This window comes from Allobosea sp. RIT-PG3_2 (genome assembly GCF_057321085.1).
The window spans coordinates 251,320-266,065 of sequence record NZ_JBXWCA010000004.1 but is presented as its reverse complement, the minus strand read 5'-3'; the positions used below and the strand labels follow the sequence as shown (position 1 = coordinate 266,065).

At 64.1% G+C, this 14,746-nt stretch carries 13 protein-coding genes and 1 pseudogene; 4 read left to right on the top strand and 10 right to left on the bottom strand.

Annotated elements, in window-relative coordinates; genetic code table 11:
* The first annotated feature begins 2 nt into the window (after positions 1-2).
* Both AC2FAN_RS14520 and AC2FAN_RS14515 read left to right on the top strand, forming a co-directional pair.
* Positions 3-815 (top strand): ABC transporter permease, encoded by an 813-nt coding sequence (locus AC2FAN_RS14520; RefSeq protein ID WP_485174959.1) that lies wholly within the window; start codon positions 3-5, stop codon positions 813-815.
* A 37-nt stretch (positions 816-852) separates the two neighbouring features.
* Positions 853-1,791, top strand: coding sequence for a serine hydrolase (locus tag AC2FAN_RS14515; RefSeq protein WP_485174957.1), 939 nt, complete (start codon positions 853-855; stop codon positions 1,789-1,791).
* A 148-nt stretch (positions 1,792-1,939) separates the two neighbouring features.
* Here AC2FAN_RS14515 and AC2FAN_RS14510 read toward each other — a convergent pair whose 3' ends face one another.
* From AC2FAN_RS14510 to AC2FAN_RS14480, 7 genes are all read right to left on the bottom strand, one after another.
* On the bottom strand, positions 1,940-3,481 hold the full coding sequence (locus AC2FAN_RS14510) for a gamma-glutamyltransferase (RefSeq protein WP_485174955.1): 1,542 nt from the start codon (positions 3,479-3,481) through the stop codon (positions 1,940-1,942).
* The gene (locus AC2FAN_RS14505) at positions 3,481-4,392 is read right to left on the bottom strand and encodes a polysaccharide deacetylase family protein (protein ID WP_485174953.1); all 912 of its coding nucleotides are present in this window, start codon (positions 4,390-4,392) and stop codon (positions 3,481-3,483) included. Before AC2FAN_RS14505 ends, AC2FAN_RS14510 begins: the two co-directional genes overlap by 1 nt.
* Entirely contained in the window at positions 4,392-5,177 is a 786-nt protein-coding gene (locus AC2FAN_RS14500; RefSeq protein ID WP_485174951.1) for an SDR family NAD(P)-dependent oxidoreductase, read from the bottom strand. The genes AC2FAN_RS14505 and AC2FAN_RS14500 overlap by 1 nt, the downstream gene beginning before the upstream one ends.
* A 10-nt stretch (positions 5,178-5,187) precedes the next feature.
* Positions 5,188-6,039, bottom strand: coding sequence for an ABC transporter permease (locus AC2FAN_RS14495; protein WP_265050654.1), 852 nt, complete (start codon positions 6,037-6,039; stop codon positions 5,188-5,190).
* Positions 6,036-6,962, bottom strand: coding sequence for an ABC transporter permease (locus tag AC2FAN_RS14490; RefSeq protein ID WP_265050655.1), 927 nt, complete (start codon positions 6,960-6,962; stop codon positions 6,036-6,038). The genes AC2FAN_RS14495 and AC2FAN_RS14490 overlap by 4 nt, the downstream gene beginning before the upstream one ends.
* Positions 6,963-6,968: 6 nt before the next feature.
* Positions 6,969-8,474, bottom strand: a complete 1,506-nt coding sequence (locus AC2FAN_RS14485) for an ABC transporter substrate-binding protein (RefSeq protein ID WP_485174948.1) — start codon at positions 8,472-8,474, stop codon at positions 6,969-6,971.
* A gap of 85 nt (positions 8,475-8,559) precedes the next feature.
* Positions 8,560-10,071: an ABC transporter substrate-binding protein gene (locus AC2FAN_RS14480; protein ID WP_485174947.1), complete on the bottom strand. Its 1,512-nt coding sequence runs from the start codon at positions 10,069-10,071 to the stop codon at positions 8,560-8,562.
* Between the two features lie 53 nt (positions 10,072-10,124).
* On the opposite strand from AC2FAN_RS14480, the gene AC2FAN_RS14475 reads away from it, so the two are divergent.
* Positions 10,125-10,433: a hypothetical protein gene (locus AC2FAN_RS14475; RefSeq protein ID WP_265050658.1), complete on the top strand. Its 309-nt coding sequence runs from the start codon at positions 10,125-10,127 to the stop codon at positions 10,431-10,433.
* A 189-nt stretch (positions 10,434-10,622) separates the two neighbouring features.
* Here AC2FAN_RS14475 and AC2FAN_RS14470 read toward each other — a convergent pair.
* The 3 genes and pseudogenes from AC2FAN_RS14470 to AC2FAN_RS14460 form a co-directional block, all read right to left on the bottom strand.
* A pseudogene (locus AC2FAN_RS14470) lies at positions 10,623-10,847 on the bottom strand (GntR family transcriptional regulator); the annotation flags it as partial.
* Between the two features lie 189 nt (positions 10,848-11,036).
* Positions 11,037-11,453 (bottom strand): hypothetical protein, encoded by a 417-nt coding sequence (locus AC2FAN_RS14465; RefSeq protein ID WP_265050659.1) that lies wholly within the window; start codon positions 11,451-11,453, stop codon positions 11,037-11,039.
* 384 nt (positions 11,454-11,837) lie between these two features.
* Positions 11,838-12,530 (bottom strand): Crp/Fnr family transcriptional regulator, encoded by a 693-nt coding sequence (locus AC2FAN_RS14460; RefSeq protein ID WP_485174944.1) that lies wholly within the window; start codon positions 12,528-12,530, stop codon positions 11,838-11,840.
* An 817-nt stretch (positions 12,531-13,347) separates the two neighbouring features.
* On the opposite strand from AC2FAN_RS14460, the gene AC2FAN_RS14455 reads away from it, so the two are divergent.
* Positions 13,348-14,700 (top strand): porin, encoded by a 1,353-nt coding sequence (locus AC2FAN_RS14455; protein WP_485174942.1) that lies wholly within the window; start codon positions 13,348-13,350, stop codon positions 14,698-14,700.
* Positions 14,701-14,746 lie beyond the last annotated feature (46 nt).

Below are 14,746 nucleotides of genomic sequence, written 5' to 3'. Positions count from 1 at the left end.
CGATGAATCGCCTCCGCTCCAATCCGAGCCTGTCGGTCGGGCTCGCCATGCTGGCGTTGCTGGCCGGTTTCGTCGCGCTCGGCCAGATCTGGACGCCGCACGATCCCTTCGAGATCGACTACGGCAACACGCTGCAGCAGCCCTCCCTCGCCAACTGGTTCGGCACCGACGATCTCGGCCGCGACGTTGCCTCGCGCGTGCTGGCCGGCGGCTATGTCGATCTCAAGGTCGCGCTGATCTGCGTCATTGCGCCGGCAATTCTCGGCGTCGTGATCGGCGCGATCTCGGGCTTCATCGGCGGACGCGTCGACACCTTCATCATGCGCATCACCGACATCTTCTGGGCCTTCCCGTTCTATGTCCTCGTCATCGCCATCGTCGGCGTGCTCGGGCCGGGCGAGGCCAATCTCTATCTCGCCTTCCTCCTGGTGAACTGGATCTCCTTCGCCCGCATCGTGCGGGGCGAAGTTCTGGTGCTGCGCAATCTCGAATTCGTGCAGGCGGCGCGCAGCCTCGGCTGCTCGACCCCGCGGATCGTCACCGCCCATATCCTCCCTAATGCGGTCAACCCTGCCATCGTCTATGCGATGGCGGATGTGGTGCTCACCATCCTCGCGGTTACCTCGCTCAGTTTCCTCGGCCTCGGCATCCAGCCGCCGACGCCGGAATGGGGGCTGATGATCTCGGATGGCCGGCAGTTCCTGTTCGACGCCTGGTGGATCGCGACCTTCCCCGGGCTCGCCATCATCTACACCGGCGTTACCTTCGCGTTGATCGGCGAGGGCCTCGACACCGCGCTGCGGCCCAAGGGCTGAACCCTCCTTGTCTCCATCGGCCTTTCACAGGTGGTCCATGAGCTTCTTCGACGACGATCCGGAATTGCAGCGCATTGGATCGCTGATCACCGACAAGGCCGAGATCGCCTTCGGAGCGCGGGGCGTCCCAAGCGAGCAGTTCGGCTACGTCCTGCTGCAGCCGGGTCGGGATGGCGAGCGGCCGAAAGGCGCCGCCTTGCGCCCTGAATGGCGCAGCTATCCCTGCTCGCTCGTGAAAGTCTTCTTTGTCGTCGCAGCGCAAGCCGCACTGGAATCGGGACAACTCAGCGCCCACGAGGAACTCGATCGCGCCATGCGCGACATGATCCTGTGGTCGTCCAATTCGGCAACGAATTACATCATCGACCTGTTCACGCAGACGACGGGTGACACCCTGCTCGACGAACAGGACATTGCCGCGTGGTGCGAGCGTCGCGAAGCGGTCAATCGCTTCTTCGCCCAGCTCGGCTGGCCCGAGCTGAAAGACATCAACCTCAACCAGAAGCTGATGGACGATCTCCGCTATGGCCGCGAGAAGATCGGCCTCGACCGCTCTCCAGGCGGCCACAATGCGCTGACGCCGATTGCCATGGCCCGGCTGATGCACGAGATCTTCCATGGCTCGGTGCTGAGCGAGGCCGGGCGGAACAAGGTCCGCGGCCTGCTCGCACGCGACCTCGCGAGTTCGTTCGTCAGCCGCGGCGCCTATCAGGTTCAAGGTTATCTCGCCGGCGGCATGCCCGAAGGCACGCAGATCTGGTCGAAGGCCGGGCGCACACGCTGGCTCGGCGACGAGCGCGCCGATTTCCGCCGCCATGATGCCCTGCGCGCCATTCTGCCGGGCGGGCAGGAATTCATCCTCACAGTCTTCGCCAAGGGAGAGGCGATCGCCGAGGATGACGGCTTCCTGCCGGCACTCGGCGCGATCGTTGCAGGCGAGATGAAGTCAAAGGCTCGAGTCCGCGTCGCGCCATGAGCGGACGCCGGCCCGTCGCCCGGACGCAGTGCCAAGATTCCGCCTGACTTCGGTTAGCGACCTGTAGGCGGTCTTCTTGTCTCAAAGCTGTGCTGCTGGTGACGACCCTTGGCGGATGCCTGCACCGGCACGGTGAGGACGGCGTCGTTTATGCCGAGGCCGCTGCTACGCCTGCCCAGGGACTGGTCGGATGCGCCATGCCTATGAAACCGCCTTCGGCGGCCATCACGGCCGAGGGGATCGAGAAATTCACGGGATACAACGTGTCCTCGACGAGCTCGACGGGGAAGGCGCCGGCGACGGTCGCCGCCACGTCAGCCTCGGCACGGGCGTCGATCTTGATGCGTGGCGTCGAGGCGTCGAGGCGCGGGCGGTGAAAAACCTCCTCCAGCGACAGGCCGAAATCAACCATGCCGGAGATCAACTGCAGGATCGTCGGGAAAATGGTGCGGCCGCCGGCCGCGCCGATCGAAAGCACGGGGCGGCCAGCCCGGCTCAGAATGAGCGGGCACATATTGGCGAGCGGCTTCTTGCCGGCCGCGACGGCGTTGGGCTGGCCCGGGCGCGGGTCGAACCACATCATGCCGTTGTTCATGATGATGCCGGCCCGAGGCAGGGCGACCTTGGCGCCGAAGCGCGAGAGCAGCGTGTTGGTCAGCGAAACCATCGTGCCCGTGCGGTCGACCACGCTGACATGCGAGGTGCATCCGGCCTGCGGCGTCGCGGCATGGCCGAGCGTGGTCAGGCGCGTTTCATAGGCCTGGCGGATGGCTGTTGCATAGAGAAGGGCCGTCCGGGCCGGTGGCGTTTCGCGGGACAGTGGGCCGCTGGCAAGTCGTTCCGCTGCGTCGAAGAAAGTCGGCCCGCCGCTCAGGCCAGGCACCGCCGCGATGTCGAAGTCGCGATAGCGCCCGGTCAGCGCCGGGGCCCAGACCACCTCATAGGAGGCAAGGTCGCCGGCGCGCAGCGGCGAACCGCCAGCTTCGAGATCGCCTGCGATCAACGCGGCGCTCTCGCCTTCATAGAAATCGCGCGCCCCCGCCTTGGCGAGCCGGCGCAACAACTTGGCCTTCAGCGTCATCGGCTTGAAGCGTCTTGTGTCGGCGCCGGCCTTCGGGCCGTGGCCCTGGTCGAGCAGGATAGCCGAGAGCGTGGGGTCGCGCGCAAGGCCCGGCGCCTCGATCGCGATGCAAAGCGCGGCATACCAGTCGATTTCCAGGCCGCGCTCGGCATGCTCGATCGCAGGCTGGAGCGCTTCCTCCCAGGAGATCGAGCCATGGCGCTCCAGCGCGGCGGCAAGCCCGGCGATCGCGCCGGGTACGCAGATCGAGCTGTAGCCGGAGACGTTGCGGTCTCCGACGACCGAGGGCCAGCTGAACCAGTTCCCTGCCTGGGCATCGGCAAGCGGATAATCGGCCGGGTCGAGCCCGGCGGCAGAGCGGACATTGAAGTCGAGCGTCTCGGTCGCTCCCGTCGCGCCATCGGCATGGACCAGAAAGCCGCCGCCGCCGACGCCCGAGAGCCAGGGTTCGACGGTGCTCAGCACCAGCGCAGCGACGACAGCCGCATCCATGGCATTGCCACCGCGCGACAGCACATCGGCGCCGGCCTGCGCCGCGTGACGGTTCTGGGCCGCGACGAGGCCGTGAGCCGAATGCACGGCAGGCCGCTGGATGGCGAAGGTCTGCATCAGCGCGGCGCCTTGAAGCGATGGGGCGCGCTCGCCTCGGGCAGACGCAACGGCACGCTGAAGCGCTCGGCATTGGCGCTGACGGCATGATGCGCCGCGAGTTCGCCGACCGTCGCGATCCAGGTTCCCGGCGAGGTGGTGATCACATCGAGCAGCTTTTCCAGCATGCGGACGCGGCCGGCGCGGCCCGAGATCCAGTCATGGATCGTCAGCATCATCATACGGCCCTCGCGATGCAGCACATGCCACTCGTCGAGCCAGGCTTCGAGGATGCCGCCCTGCGGCGAGGGCGGTGCCTTGTCCGTGGGGCTGCCGGTGAAGCGGAAATAGATGGCATCATCGACGGCCCAGAGCACCGGCACCTGCGTGACGCCATCGATGCTGTAGGGGTGATCGAAACCCATCAACGAGGAATCGTAGAGGCCGCGCCGCTTGACCTCGGCCAGCATGAAGGGCGTCATCTCCCAGGCCGGCGAACGAAAGCCGGTCGGGACGATACCGGCCTGGCTCTTGAACAACGCCAAGGATTCATCGAGCGCGCGGGCGAATTCCTCCGGACCGGCCTCGGTCGCGAGCTCGTGGAAATAGCCGTGCAGGCCGATCTCGTGCCCGCGCGCGACGAAGGCCGGCAGCAATTCGGGATGGTTTTTCGCGACCAGCCCCGGCACGAACATCGTCGCCTTGATGCCGTAGCGGTCGAGCAGGTCGAGGATGCGCCAGATGCCGATGCGGGGGCCGAACAGGCGCTGCTCGATCTGGCCGAGCGTCTGCGGGGCATCCGTCGGCAGGCTCCATTGATAGGGGCTCTCGGCGTCGACATCGACGGTGAAGCAGAAGGCACTGCTCTTGCCCTGCGGCCATTCATAACCGGCGTTGGGGAAGGTTGCCGGTGACAAGGTGGTCGGGTTCATCACAGCGCGCTCTTCTTGTCCTGATGGACTGCGAGCGTACCGGCCGAGCCACCGCCATCGACCGTCAGCGTCGCGCCGGTGACATAGGACGACGCGTCGCTGGCGAGATACAGCAGGGCGTTGCCGACATCCTCGCGCGAGGACGGGCGGCCGAGCGGGATCTGCGCGATGGTATTGCGGATATGCGCCTCGGAGAGATTGCTGACCGTGCTTCCGGCGGCAAAACCAGGCTCGAGCGCGTTCGAGCGGATGCCGTATTCGGCGAGCTCGACGGCAAAACCCTTGGTCAGACGGTCGAGCGCTGTCTTCGAGGTGGAATAGACGGTGGCCGTCCGCCGCATCTTGCGCGAGGCGCCGGACGAAATGTTGATGATCGATCCCTTGACGCCCTTGCGCACCATTTGCGTCGCCAGCTCGCGGCTCAGGATGAAGGGCGCGCGCAGGTTGATCGAGAAGATGCGATCGAACTCTTCGGTCGACGTATCCAGCAGGAAGGCGCTGGGGTAGATTCCGGCGTTGTTGACGAGGATGTCGGCGGCGCCCCAGCGCGTTCCGATCTCGTCCGCCAGCGCCTTGATCGAAGCTTCGTCGGTGAGATCGGCCGCCTTGCAGAAGCTCTCGCCGCTCAGACCCAGCGTCTCGGCGAAAGCCGAGAGCCCATCACCCTTGGCGTCAGTCAACGCCAGGGTCGCACCGGCTTGGTGAAGCGTCTCCGCAATCCATTGGCCGATCACGCCGCAGGCCCCGGTGACGAGTGCGCGCTTGCCCTTGATGTCCTCGAACATGGTCCGGTCCTCAGCGAAAATGGGGGTCTAGACGGTCGCGCACGGCGTCGCCGGTCAGGTTGACGGTGAGCACCAGCACGAACAGACAAAGCCCGGGCAGAGTGGCGGCCCACCAGGCGGTTGCGACGTAGTTGCGGCCAGTGGAAAGCATGGAACCCCAACTCGCGGTCGGGGGCTGCACGCCGAGGCCGAGGAAGGAAAGGCCGGCCTCGAACAGGACCATCAGGCCGAATTCCAGGGTCGCCACGACGATCAGCGTGCCCGCGATGTTGGGCAGAATGTGCCGAAAGAGAATACGCGGCGTGCCGGCACCCGCCAGCACGGCATTCTCGACATAAGCCATGCCGGCCGTGGCCAGTGTCTGCGCATGCGCCACGCGGGCATAGCGCGGCCAGCGCGTGAGGGCGAGCACCAGGACGACGTTGACCAGGCCGGGGCCGAGCACCGCGACCGTGATGATGGCGAGAAGCACTGCCGGGATGGACAGGAAGACGTCGGCGATGCGCATGACCGCCGTTTCGACCCAGCCGCGCCGATAGCCGGCGACAAGCCCGAGCGCAGTTCCGACGACCCCTGAAAGCAAGACCGACAGCACCGCGACGAGCAGCGAAACGCGCGTGCCATAGATGATCCGGCTGAGGAGATCGCGCCCGAGTTCGTCCGACCCCAGCCAGTAATGGAAACTGCGCGAGACGGTCCCCGGAGGCTTCAGCCGCCCGACCAGGTTCTGAACATTGGGGTCATAGGGTGCGAGCAGAGGCGCGCAGAGCGCGGCCATGACGAACAGCGCGAGGACGGCGATCGGCCACCAGCGTTTCAGCGGGAAACGGCGGCGGGGCTGCGGAAGAGCCGGGTCGCTCATCGCCCGGCCCCCAGGGCGATGCGCGGATCGACGATGCTGTAGAGAAAGTCCGAAAGCAGGTTGAGCCCAACCGTGACGAGGGCTCCCAGCATGACGACGCCCTGCACCACCAGGAAGTCGCGGGCGAGGATGGCCTGCACCGTGACCTGGCCGAGACCGGGCCAGGCAAAAACCGTCTCGACGATGACGGCGCCGGCAAGCAGGTTCGAAATCTCGAGCGCGGCGACGGTGATGATCGGGATTGCCGCGTTGCGCGCGACATGGCGCAGAAGCAGGCGCGTAGGCCCGACGCCGCGGGCGCGCGCGGTGCGGACATAGTCGCGGGTCAGTTCCTCCATCAACGCCGCCCGCGTGATCCGCGCGAATGTCGCCATCGAAAGCAGCCCGAGCGCGACGGAAGGCATGACGAGATGGGAAAAGCCGCCCGTCGAGGAGGGCGGCAGCCAGCCCAGGGTGACGGCGAAGAGCAGGATGAGGAGGATGCCGCTCCAGAAGGTCGGCATGCTCTGTGCGGCGAGCACGAGGCCCGCGGCGACCTTCGCGGCGGCGCTGTCCCGGAACAGCGCGAGCAGGATTCCGACGGGTATTCCGATGCCGCAGGCGACCGTCAGCGCTCCGCCCGCCAGCATCAGCGTATAGGGCAGGCGCGAGGCGATGATGTCGATCACCGGCACACGCTGCACCACCGACTGGCCGAGATCGAAACGGGCGAGATCGGCGAGGAAGCCGAGATACTGGACGAAGAGCGGCCGATCGAAGCCCAGCGAGTGGCGGAGGGCGTCGATATCGGCCTTGGTCGCCGTCTCCGGCACCAGGAGATAGGTCGGATCCCCCGTCAGCCGCTGGATGAAGAAGATCAGCGTCGCCACGCCCAGGATCGTGACGAGCGCCTGTCCGGCGCGCTGCAGGAGGAAGCCGGGCACCTAGGCTCAGTCCTTCCAGCTCATGCGATTGACGAAGATGCTTTCATTGGGCGTCGGCGTCCAGACGAGGTTCCTGGCGGTGCCGTACATCTGCGCCGCCTGATAGAGCGGGATCACGTAATTCTCGCTTGCGATGCGCTCATGCACGATCTTGTACGCGGCCAGCCGCCTGGCCGGGTCGAGCGTCTGGCGGCCGGCCTCGAGCGCGTCCTCGATCGTCTTGTCCTTGGCATTGGCCCAGCCGCTGGCGCTGTGCAGGATCGGGAAGAGCACACCGTCGGCATCCTGGCAGCCGCAGGACCAGCGGCTGAAGGCGAGAACCGGAATGGAATCGGGCCCGCTCTGCATGCGCTTCAGCCAGGAGCCCATGTCGGTCATCTCGATCTTCACGTTGAGACCGGCATCGACGAGCATCTGCTGCAACGCCTGCACGACGCGCTGGTCGTAGACCGGCGCGGTCACCAGCGCGATCTCCTGCCTGGCTTTCGGGCCGACCGCAGCAAGCTCCGCCTTGGCCTTGGCGACATCGAACGGCAGATCCTTGATGCCCTCGACGAATCCCTCATGGGCCGGCGAAAGCATCTGCGCCAGCGGCTTCTCGGTGCCGCCGAGCACGCCATCGGTGATCGCCTGCTTGTCGATCGCCTGGGCGATGGCGCGGCGCACGCGCGGATCGTTCAGCGGTTCCTTCTGGACGTTCATCGCGAGATAAGCGACGCGCTCGGTCAGCACCGGCACGGGCATCGCGCGCTGCGAGGTCTTGAGCTGGGCCGCGAGATCGCCATCGAGATTGGCAGCGAGATCCGATGTCCCCGCCATCAGATTGGCGACGCGGGTCGCGGCATCGGGAATGGCGCGGAAGACCACGCTCGGGAACGGCGCCTTGGTGCCCCAATAGGCGTCGTTGCGCGCAAGCGTCACCGCGACGCCGCGCTGCCATGCACCGAATTTGTAAGGGCCGCTGCCGACGGGTGCGAGATTGAAGGCATCCTTGCCTACTGTTTCGACGACCTTCTTGGGTACGATCGAAAGCTTGGCCAGTTGCGCCAGCAGGGCCGGATAGGCGCCGTTGGTTGTGAGCGTCACTGTCTTGGCGTCGTTGGCGACGGCGTCGGTGATCTTGTCGAACTGGCCCAGCTGCGGGCTGGCGAATTTGGGATCGGTGATGCGCTTGACGCTGAAGACGACATCTTCGGCGGTCAGCTTCGAGCCGTCGTGAAAGACGATGTCGTCGCGCAGCTGGAACTGGATCTGCGTGTCGGAGAGCTGCTTCCACGCGGTCGCGACCTGTGGCGCGATCAGGCCCTTGTCGTCGCGGGTGACGAGATTGTCGAAGATGTTGCGGTAGACGTAGTAGCTGTCCGGGTTCCATTGGACATGCGGATCAAGCGAATTCGGCTCGCCCACGAGATCGATCGTCAGGCGCTCCTTGGCGGCAAAGGCTGCGCCGCCCGGCAGAACCAGGCAGGTGGCGAGCAGCGCGCCAGCGAGAATTGTGCGTGTTCTCTTCATGACACCGTCCCCTCTTTCATGTTCGCGGCGCCGGTCTCCTTCCGGCGTTGGCAGCTGCGGCATGCTCGGCTGCCGCTCTCTGTCGTCAGTCGCTCCAGCTCATGCGGTTCAGGAACAGGCTCTCATTCGGGGTCGGTTGCCATTTCAGGCTCTTGGTTGCCCCATAGATGACGGCGGCCTGATAGAGCGGCACGAAGGGCGCGTCGGCCGCGATGATCTCCTGGACCTGCTTGTAGGCGGAGAGTCGCTTCTCCTTGTCGAGGGTCTGGCGGGCTTCCTCGAGCAGCGCATCGGCCTTCGGGTTGCGATAAGCCGACCAGCCACTGCTCTTGTGGATCAGCGGGAAGAGCGTGCCGTCGGCATCCTGGCAGGCGCAGGACCAGCGCCCGAAGCTCAGCGTCGACGTGCCTTCGGGGCCGGCCTGCGAGCGCTTGAGATAGCTCGCCATGTCCGACATCGCGATCTTCACGGTGAAGCCGGCATCGCCGAGTTGCTGCTGGATCGCCTGCACGATGCGCTGGTCGAAGACCGGCGCGGTCGCAAGCTCGATCTCTGCCTTGGCGGCGGGGCCGGCTTCCGCCACCAGCGCCTTGGCCTTGGCGAGGTCATAGTTCGGGCCCGTCAGACCTTCGATCCAACCGAAGCTTGCCGGTGTTCCCAATTGCGAGACAGGCTTGTCGTAGCCGCCGAGCAGGCCGTCGACGAGCCCCTCCTTGTCGATCGCATAAGCCGCGGCCAGGCGCAGCTTGACGTTGTCGAAGGGCGGCTTCGACGCGTTGAGCCTGAGATAGGCGACGCGTTCGGTCAGACCGATCAGCGCCTGCGCCTTGGCAGAGGATTTGAGCTGGCCGGCCTGGTCGGCATCGAGGGTGACGCCGAAATCGCTGGTGCCGGACTGGAGGTTGGCAAGCCGCGTCGCTCCGTCGGGCACGGCGCGGAAGACCACGGTCGGGAACGGGCCCTTGGCGCCCCAATAGGCATCGTTGCGGACAAGCGTCACGGCAACGCCGCGCTGCCAACTCTCCAACTTGTAGGGCCCGCTGCCGACCGGCTTCAGGTTGAAGGCGTCCTTGCCGACAGCCTCGACGATCGCCTTGGGCACGATCGAGAGTTTCACGAGCTGGGCGAGCAGCGCCGGATAGGCGCCGTCCGTGGTCAACTTGACCTTGGTCGGCGAGAGTGCCGCCGCATTGATGATCTTGTCGAACTGCCCGAGCTGGGGACTGCCGAATTTGGGATCGGTGATGCGCTTGACGCTGTAGACGACGTCGTCGGCCGTCAGCTTCGAGCCGTCGTGAAAAGCGATATCGGGGCGGAGCTCGAACTCGATCTCGGTGTCCGACAGATATTTCCAGGAGGTCGCGACCTGCGGGACGATCTCGCCCTTGTCGTCGCGGGTGACGAGATTGTCGAAGATGTTGCGGTAGACGTAGTAGCTGTCGGGGTTCCACTGGACCTGCGGATCGAGCGAGGACGGCTCGTTCACGAGGTCGACCACGAAGCGCTCCTTCGAGGCTTGCGCCGGAGCAACGCTTCCCAGAGCAAGCATCGCGGCACAGGCTGCCGCGAGAGGATAGGTCCGCCAGGCAACGGTCATGACTGCTTCTCCTTCGGTGAAGGGATCGGCTGATCGGCTGCGACGAGCGGCTGATGGCGCGCGCCGCGTCGGCGGGCAGAACGCGCTTGCGGCCGAGGCGGCTGCGCCGACATCGCAAGAAAGCCGTGGGCAATCGCGTCAGCGAAAAGCCTATGGTCTCGCTCGATCGCCTGTGCAGCAAGATTGGCATCACCCGCCCTGAGCGCCGCGACCAGTTCACCGAGGTCGGCCGGCGGGATGGCATGACCGCGGAGATCGAGCATCCGCACGATCCGGTCTGCATGATCCCAAATCCCACCGAGCCAGTCTCGGGCGAAGGCGCCTGCTGCGGCAGCGAGCAGATCGCGCAGCTGGCGCTCTGAGGCGCGGGCGGTCGCAATCGCTGCAGGCTCGGTCCGCCCGGAGACGGATTGGATCGTCCCCAGGAGGGTCGTCGCCGTCGAGAGCGCGGGTTCTGCCAGCTTGTGCACAGCCAGCGAAGGCTCGAGCCTGCGGCGTCCATCCAGCACTGCGGCGATCAGCGCTCCGTCGATCGGCGCGATCCGCCACCCCTGGCGCGCATGCCTGCTGACGAAGCGAGCCGCTGCGAGTTCGGTCAGTGCGACACGAACGCTCGCGCGGCCCAGCCCGAAGCGATCGGCGAGCGCCGCCTCATGGACAAAGTCGCCCGGAGCGATCTCACAGGTGACGATGGCTCGACGCAGCCGCCGCGTGGCGACGTCGAGCCGGGGTTCTGCGGTCGGGGCAGACGCAAATGGAGAGGCGGTATCCAGCATGCTGCGAAGTCTGAAACGTCTTGTGAGATTTCACAAGACGTTTGTGGGGCTTTACGCGCGATCGGCAGTTTGCCCTACGGTGACCTCCCCGGGCGAGAGCCTGACGTTCTCGGCTGCCCAGCGCAGGAGCGAAGTCACTCGGGATACCGAGGTTCGATTAGGCCGATCGGGGACAAGCTCTCGCCGCTTTCACCTCAGAGCTTTTCCCCCCAACGCCCGGTAGAGCGCCTCCACCCCGTCGCTGTAACTCGAAGAAGGGCGATTTTTGCAGAACGAGCGCATGAAGTTCATCTGCGCCGCGATCGGAAACCCCTCAGGAATAAGAAGAAGATTATCATCGACGTTCGGTGGCGCGCCAATCAGAACACCGCTCATATAGCCCTGAGCCCAGGCGAAATACTCGCGCTCTTCCTCTACTCGAACCACGATGGAATCATTGAACTGCGAACATTTCGCCGTGCCTGTTCCAACCACGGCGACGAGCTGAGCTTGCGCGCCCGACACCCCCGCGAGATACGCAGACGCCACAAGGATTGCCCGGAGGGCACTCGCGAATGCTCTCGTCGAAACTCGAAATTCTCTCTTGGTCGAGACGTTTTCAGACATAGACCCTCAGGACGGCTCGTTGAATCTGGCAACACTAGTTGAATTCGACCCAATAAGAATCAAAAGTTTGCACTCAGGACGATTATTCGGCTATTCAATGCAAAGAATTGTATTTTGAAAAACAAATGTTTCAGTATTTGCGATCGTAAATTGCAAAATCTGAACTTATAGAAAAAAGGAGAGGCCGGATCACAGACCCGGTCCTCTCCAAAGTATGGGTCTCTTTTGGAGGTCGACGCCCATTGTAGGGCCTCAACCCAAATCTATGCTGACATTTCGATCGGCAATCTGTCTGTGACCATTTTCACCGGTCCTGAATTATCGAACCGAAGGCATCCCGGAGCACAGCGTTTGAGTTCCGCAGGCGGCAGGCGCCCGCATTCGCTAGCAATGGCGCTGCGGGCGATGGCTCACGCAGGGAAGGTCACCCAGAAAACCGCTGACGCGGTGCCGCAACTCGTCGATGCGTTCGATAATCATCTTGTTTCCGGATTGGCGCAGGATGCCGTCCTTCGCCAGCGCGCTTATCTGTTTCGTCACGGTCTCACGTTGAGAAGCAATTCTACGGGCAAGTTCAGCGTGGGTCGGGGGCGGCGAAATGGAAATCTCACCATCGTCCGAGCTCGAACTCAGACGAATCAGCTCGGCGTAGAGCCTCGCCTTCATCGGTAGAACGCGGTTTTCGATATAGAGCCTGTTCAAGGTCCTAAGCCGCTCGCACAAGCGCCTGGCCACATCCCAAGCGAAATCCGGCGAGTTTTTCAGGATTTCGAGAAACTGGTTTCGGCGCAGAACGAAAACCGTCGTCTCAGTGATCGCCTCGAAATATATGTCCAGGCTCTGGCCGTCGATCGCGGTCAGATCGCCAACGAAGTCGCCTGAAGACAGATCGGCGAAAAGCGCATCGAGGCCATGGGGACTTGTGAAAAAGGGCCTGACCGTACCGGTATCGATCAGATAAACCGTATCCGGTGTCTCGTCCGGGCGCCGCAGAATCGCACCCTGTGCGAATGAGCGACGAGGTAGTCGGTCAAGCTCCAATCCGACAGTGAATCGGAGTTGGGCAACTTTGTTCAAGCTAGTCATATCGATCACCGCTAGGCGCTGCGAGGCGGTCTGGTCACGCTATGGCAGCCGACATCGACCGCCGCCGCTTGGAAGCGGGCACGACATGAATTGTGCGACCAGACAACGAAAGAAGGGCGCGAGGACGCTCACACGACCCGCGCAGAGCGCGAGCCGATCACTTTAAGATCGCGGCGGTCGCTTCAACTTGAAGAGGTGGCGCGACGGTCCGCGCTCCGGAACAAGCTCGAAAACGTCGCCGCCCATGTAGGCTGCGGCCCACTCCCCGAGGCCTGAGGCCCAGGCCGCGTGACAGACCAGATCGCAGCACGCATCGTTCGTGGGGGCAAGCTGGCAGTCGCTCGCAACCTCACTGCAGCTCAAAGGCGCATCAAGGCGGGACAGTTCGGACTGAACATGGGAGCGAGGGGAGACGTTCGCGGTTTGCCCGAACACGGAGCGTACGGGAAACTCCGACGCAACAAAGGGCGCGGCTACGCTGAGAGTGGCGCTGAGTAAGGCTACCAAGACGAGGCATGCCTTCAGCAGCCGTGAGATGCGCTGAAATACCGCGCCTCCCAACTCAGCCAAAAGCGTGCCGCGATGCATTCGCGCCTCAATTCGAAAATATGAAATCTATTGTCGGTATAAGTAGTCGATATCGGGAATTCAAGTGGAAGAATTCACCTGTGACGCTGTTGACACATAGCAATAACATTGATCTCGCTATGTGAATATTACCACACGCTCCCATAATTTCATTCTGTAACCGTAGCTTTGGCGATGCTCATCGCATCGGCCAAATAATCCAATTGTGTTGGAGGCTATGGTGAAGAATCTCACTTTCATTCTTCGCTGTGCCGGTGCTCTGATTGTGAGCGTCGGCGCCGCGAGCGCTGCTGATCTGCCGGCGCGCAAAAGCGCGCCGGTCGAGTATGTCCGCGTCTGCTCGGCATATGGTGCCGGCTTCTTCTACATTCCGGGGACCGAGACGTGCCTTCGTATCGGCGGCCGCGTCCGCGCCGAGACCCGGTATTTACAGACCTTTAACCGCGCTCAGGACGCGACAGGGTTCCGTGGCCGCGCTCATTTGAACATCGATGCCCGCACCGCGACGGCCTACGGTACGTTGCGCGCCTTTGCCCGTTACGAGCTTACGCGTAACGGCGGCAACTACGCGGGCCTGGCTACGGGCCAGACCGTATTCACACCCATTTTAACTCAGGGCTTCACCCAGGCGGTCGATCTCAACAAAGCGTTCGTACAGTTCGGACCCATCACAGCCGGACGAGCGACATCGTTCTTCGACTTCTACGCCAACGCTCTCAACTGGAGCGGCGCGATGGGCTCGGATAGCTACGGTTTCGATCCGGTCGTGTTCGCCTATACCGCCAACTTCGGCAGCGGGCTCAGCTTGACCCTCAGCGCAGAAGAACCAACGGCGCGCCGGTTGGCGGGAACTGGCGTGTTCCCTGCCGGCACATCCGCGATCTCCTATGGCGGCTCGCGCATGCCGGACATCGTTGGTAACCTGAACGTGACGCAAGGCTGGGGCTCGGCGCAGCTCTCGGGCGCGCTCCATGAGCTGAACAAGCCACTCAGCTCCGCCAATCAAGACACCGAGTATGGCTTCGCCATCCAGGGCGGCCTCTCGCTCAATCTGCCAGTCCTGGCGGCCGGCGACGTACTTTGGTTGCAGGCAGCCTATGCCGAGGGCGCGCTCTCGTATCTCGGCATCACCAATTCGGCCGCCGCTCGTCAGCTTGGTGGCCTCGGCATCCTGCAGACCGATGCGGCAGTCGACGCCTTCGGACGCGTGAAGACGACGACGGGGTACTCGCTGACCGCAGCCCTGCGCCACTATTGGACGAGCACGGTGCGTCAAGCGATCTTCGCCAACTACACCAAGATCGACTACGCCCCGACGGTGGAATCGCCGCTCATCGGCGGCGCGCGCGGTACGCTGGCCGGCTACTCGGTCGATACCTCGCTCATCCAGGTCGGCTCGAATGTCATCTGGTCGCCGGTCAAGGACCTCGATCTGGGTGTTGAGGTACTTTACCGCCGGGTCGATCCCCGGGGCCGCGTCGTCGACTTCAATCGCAGCACGCCTGGCCTGACTTTCGTCAAGGGATCTCAGGACGTCTTCGAGGGCCGCCTTCGGGTGCAGCGCGACTTCTAACCCATGCCGGAGCGAAGCCCTCGGTGGTCCCGAGGGCTTTTCGCGC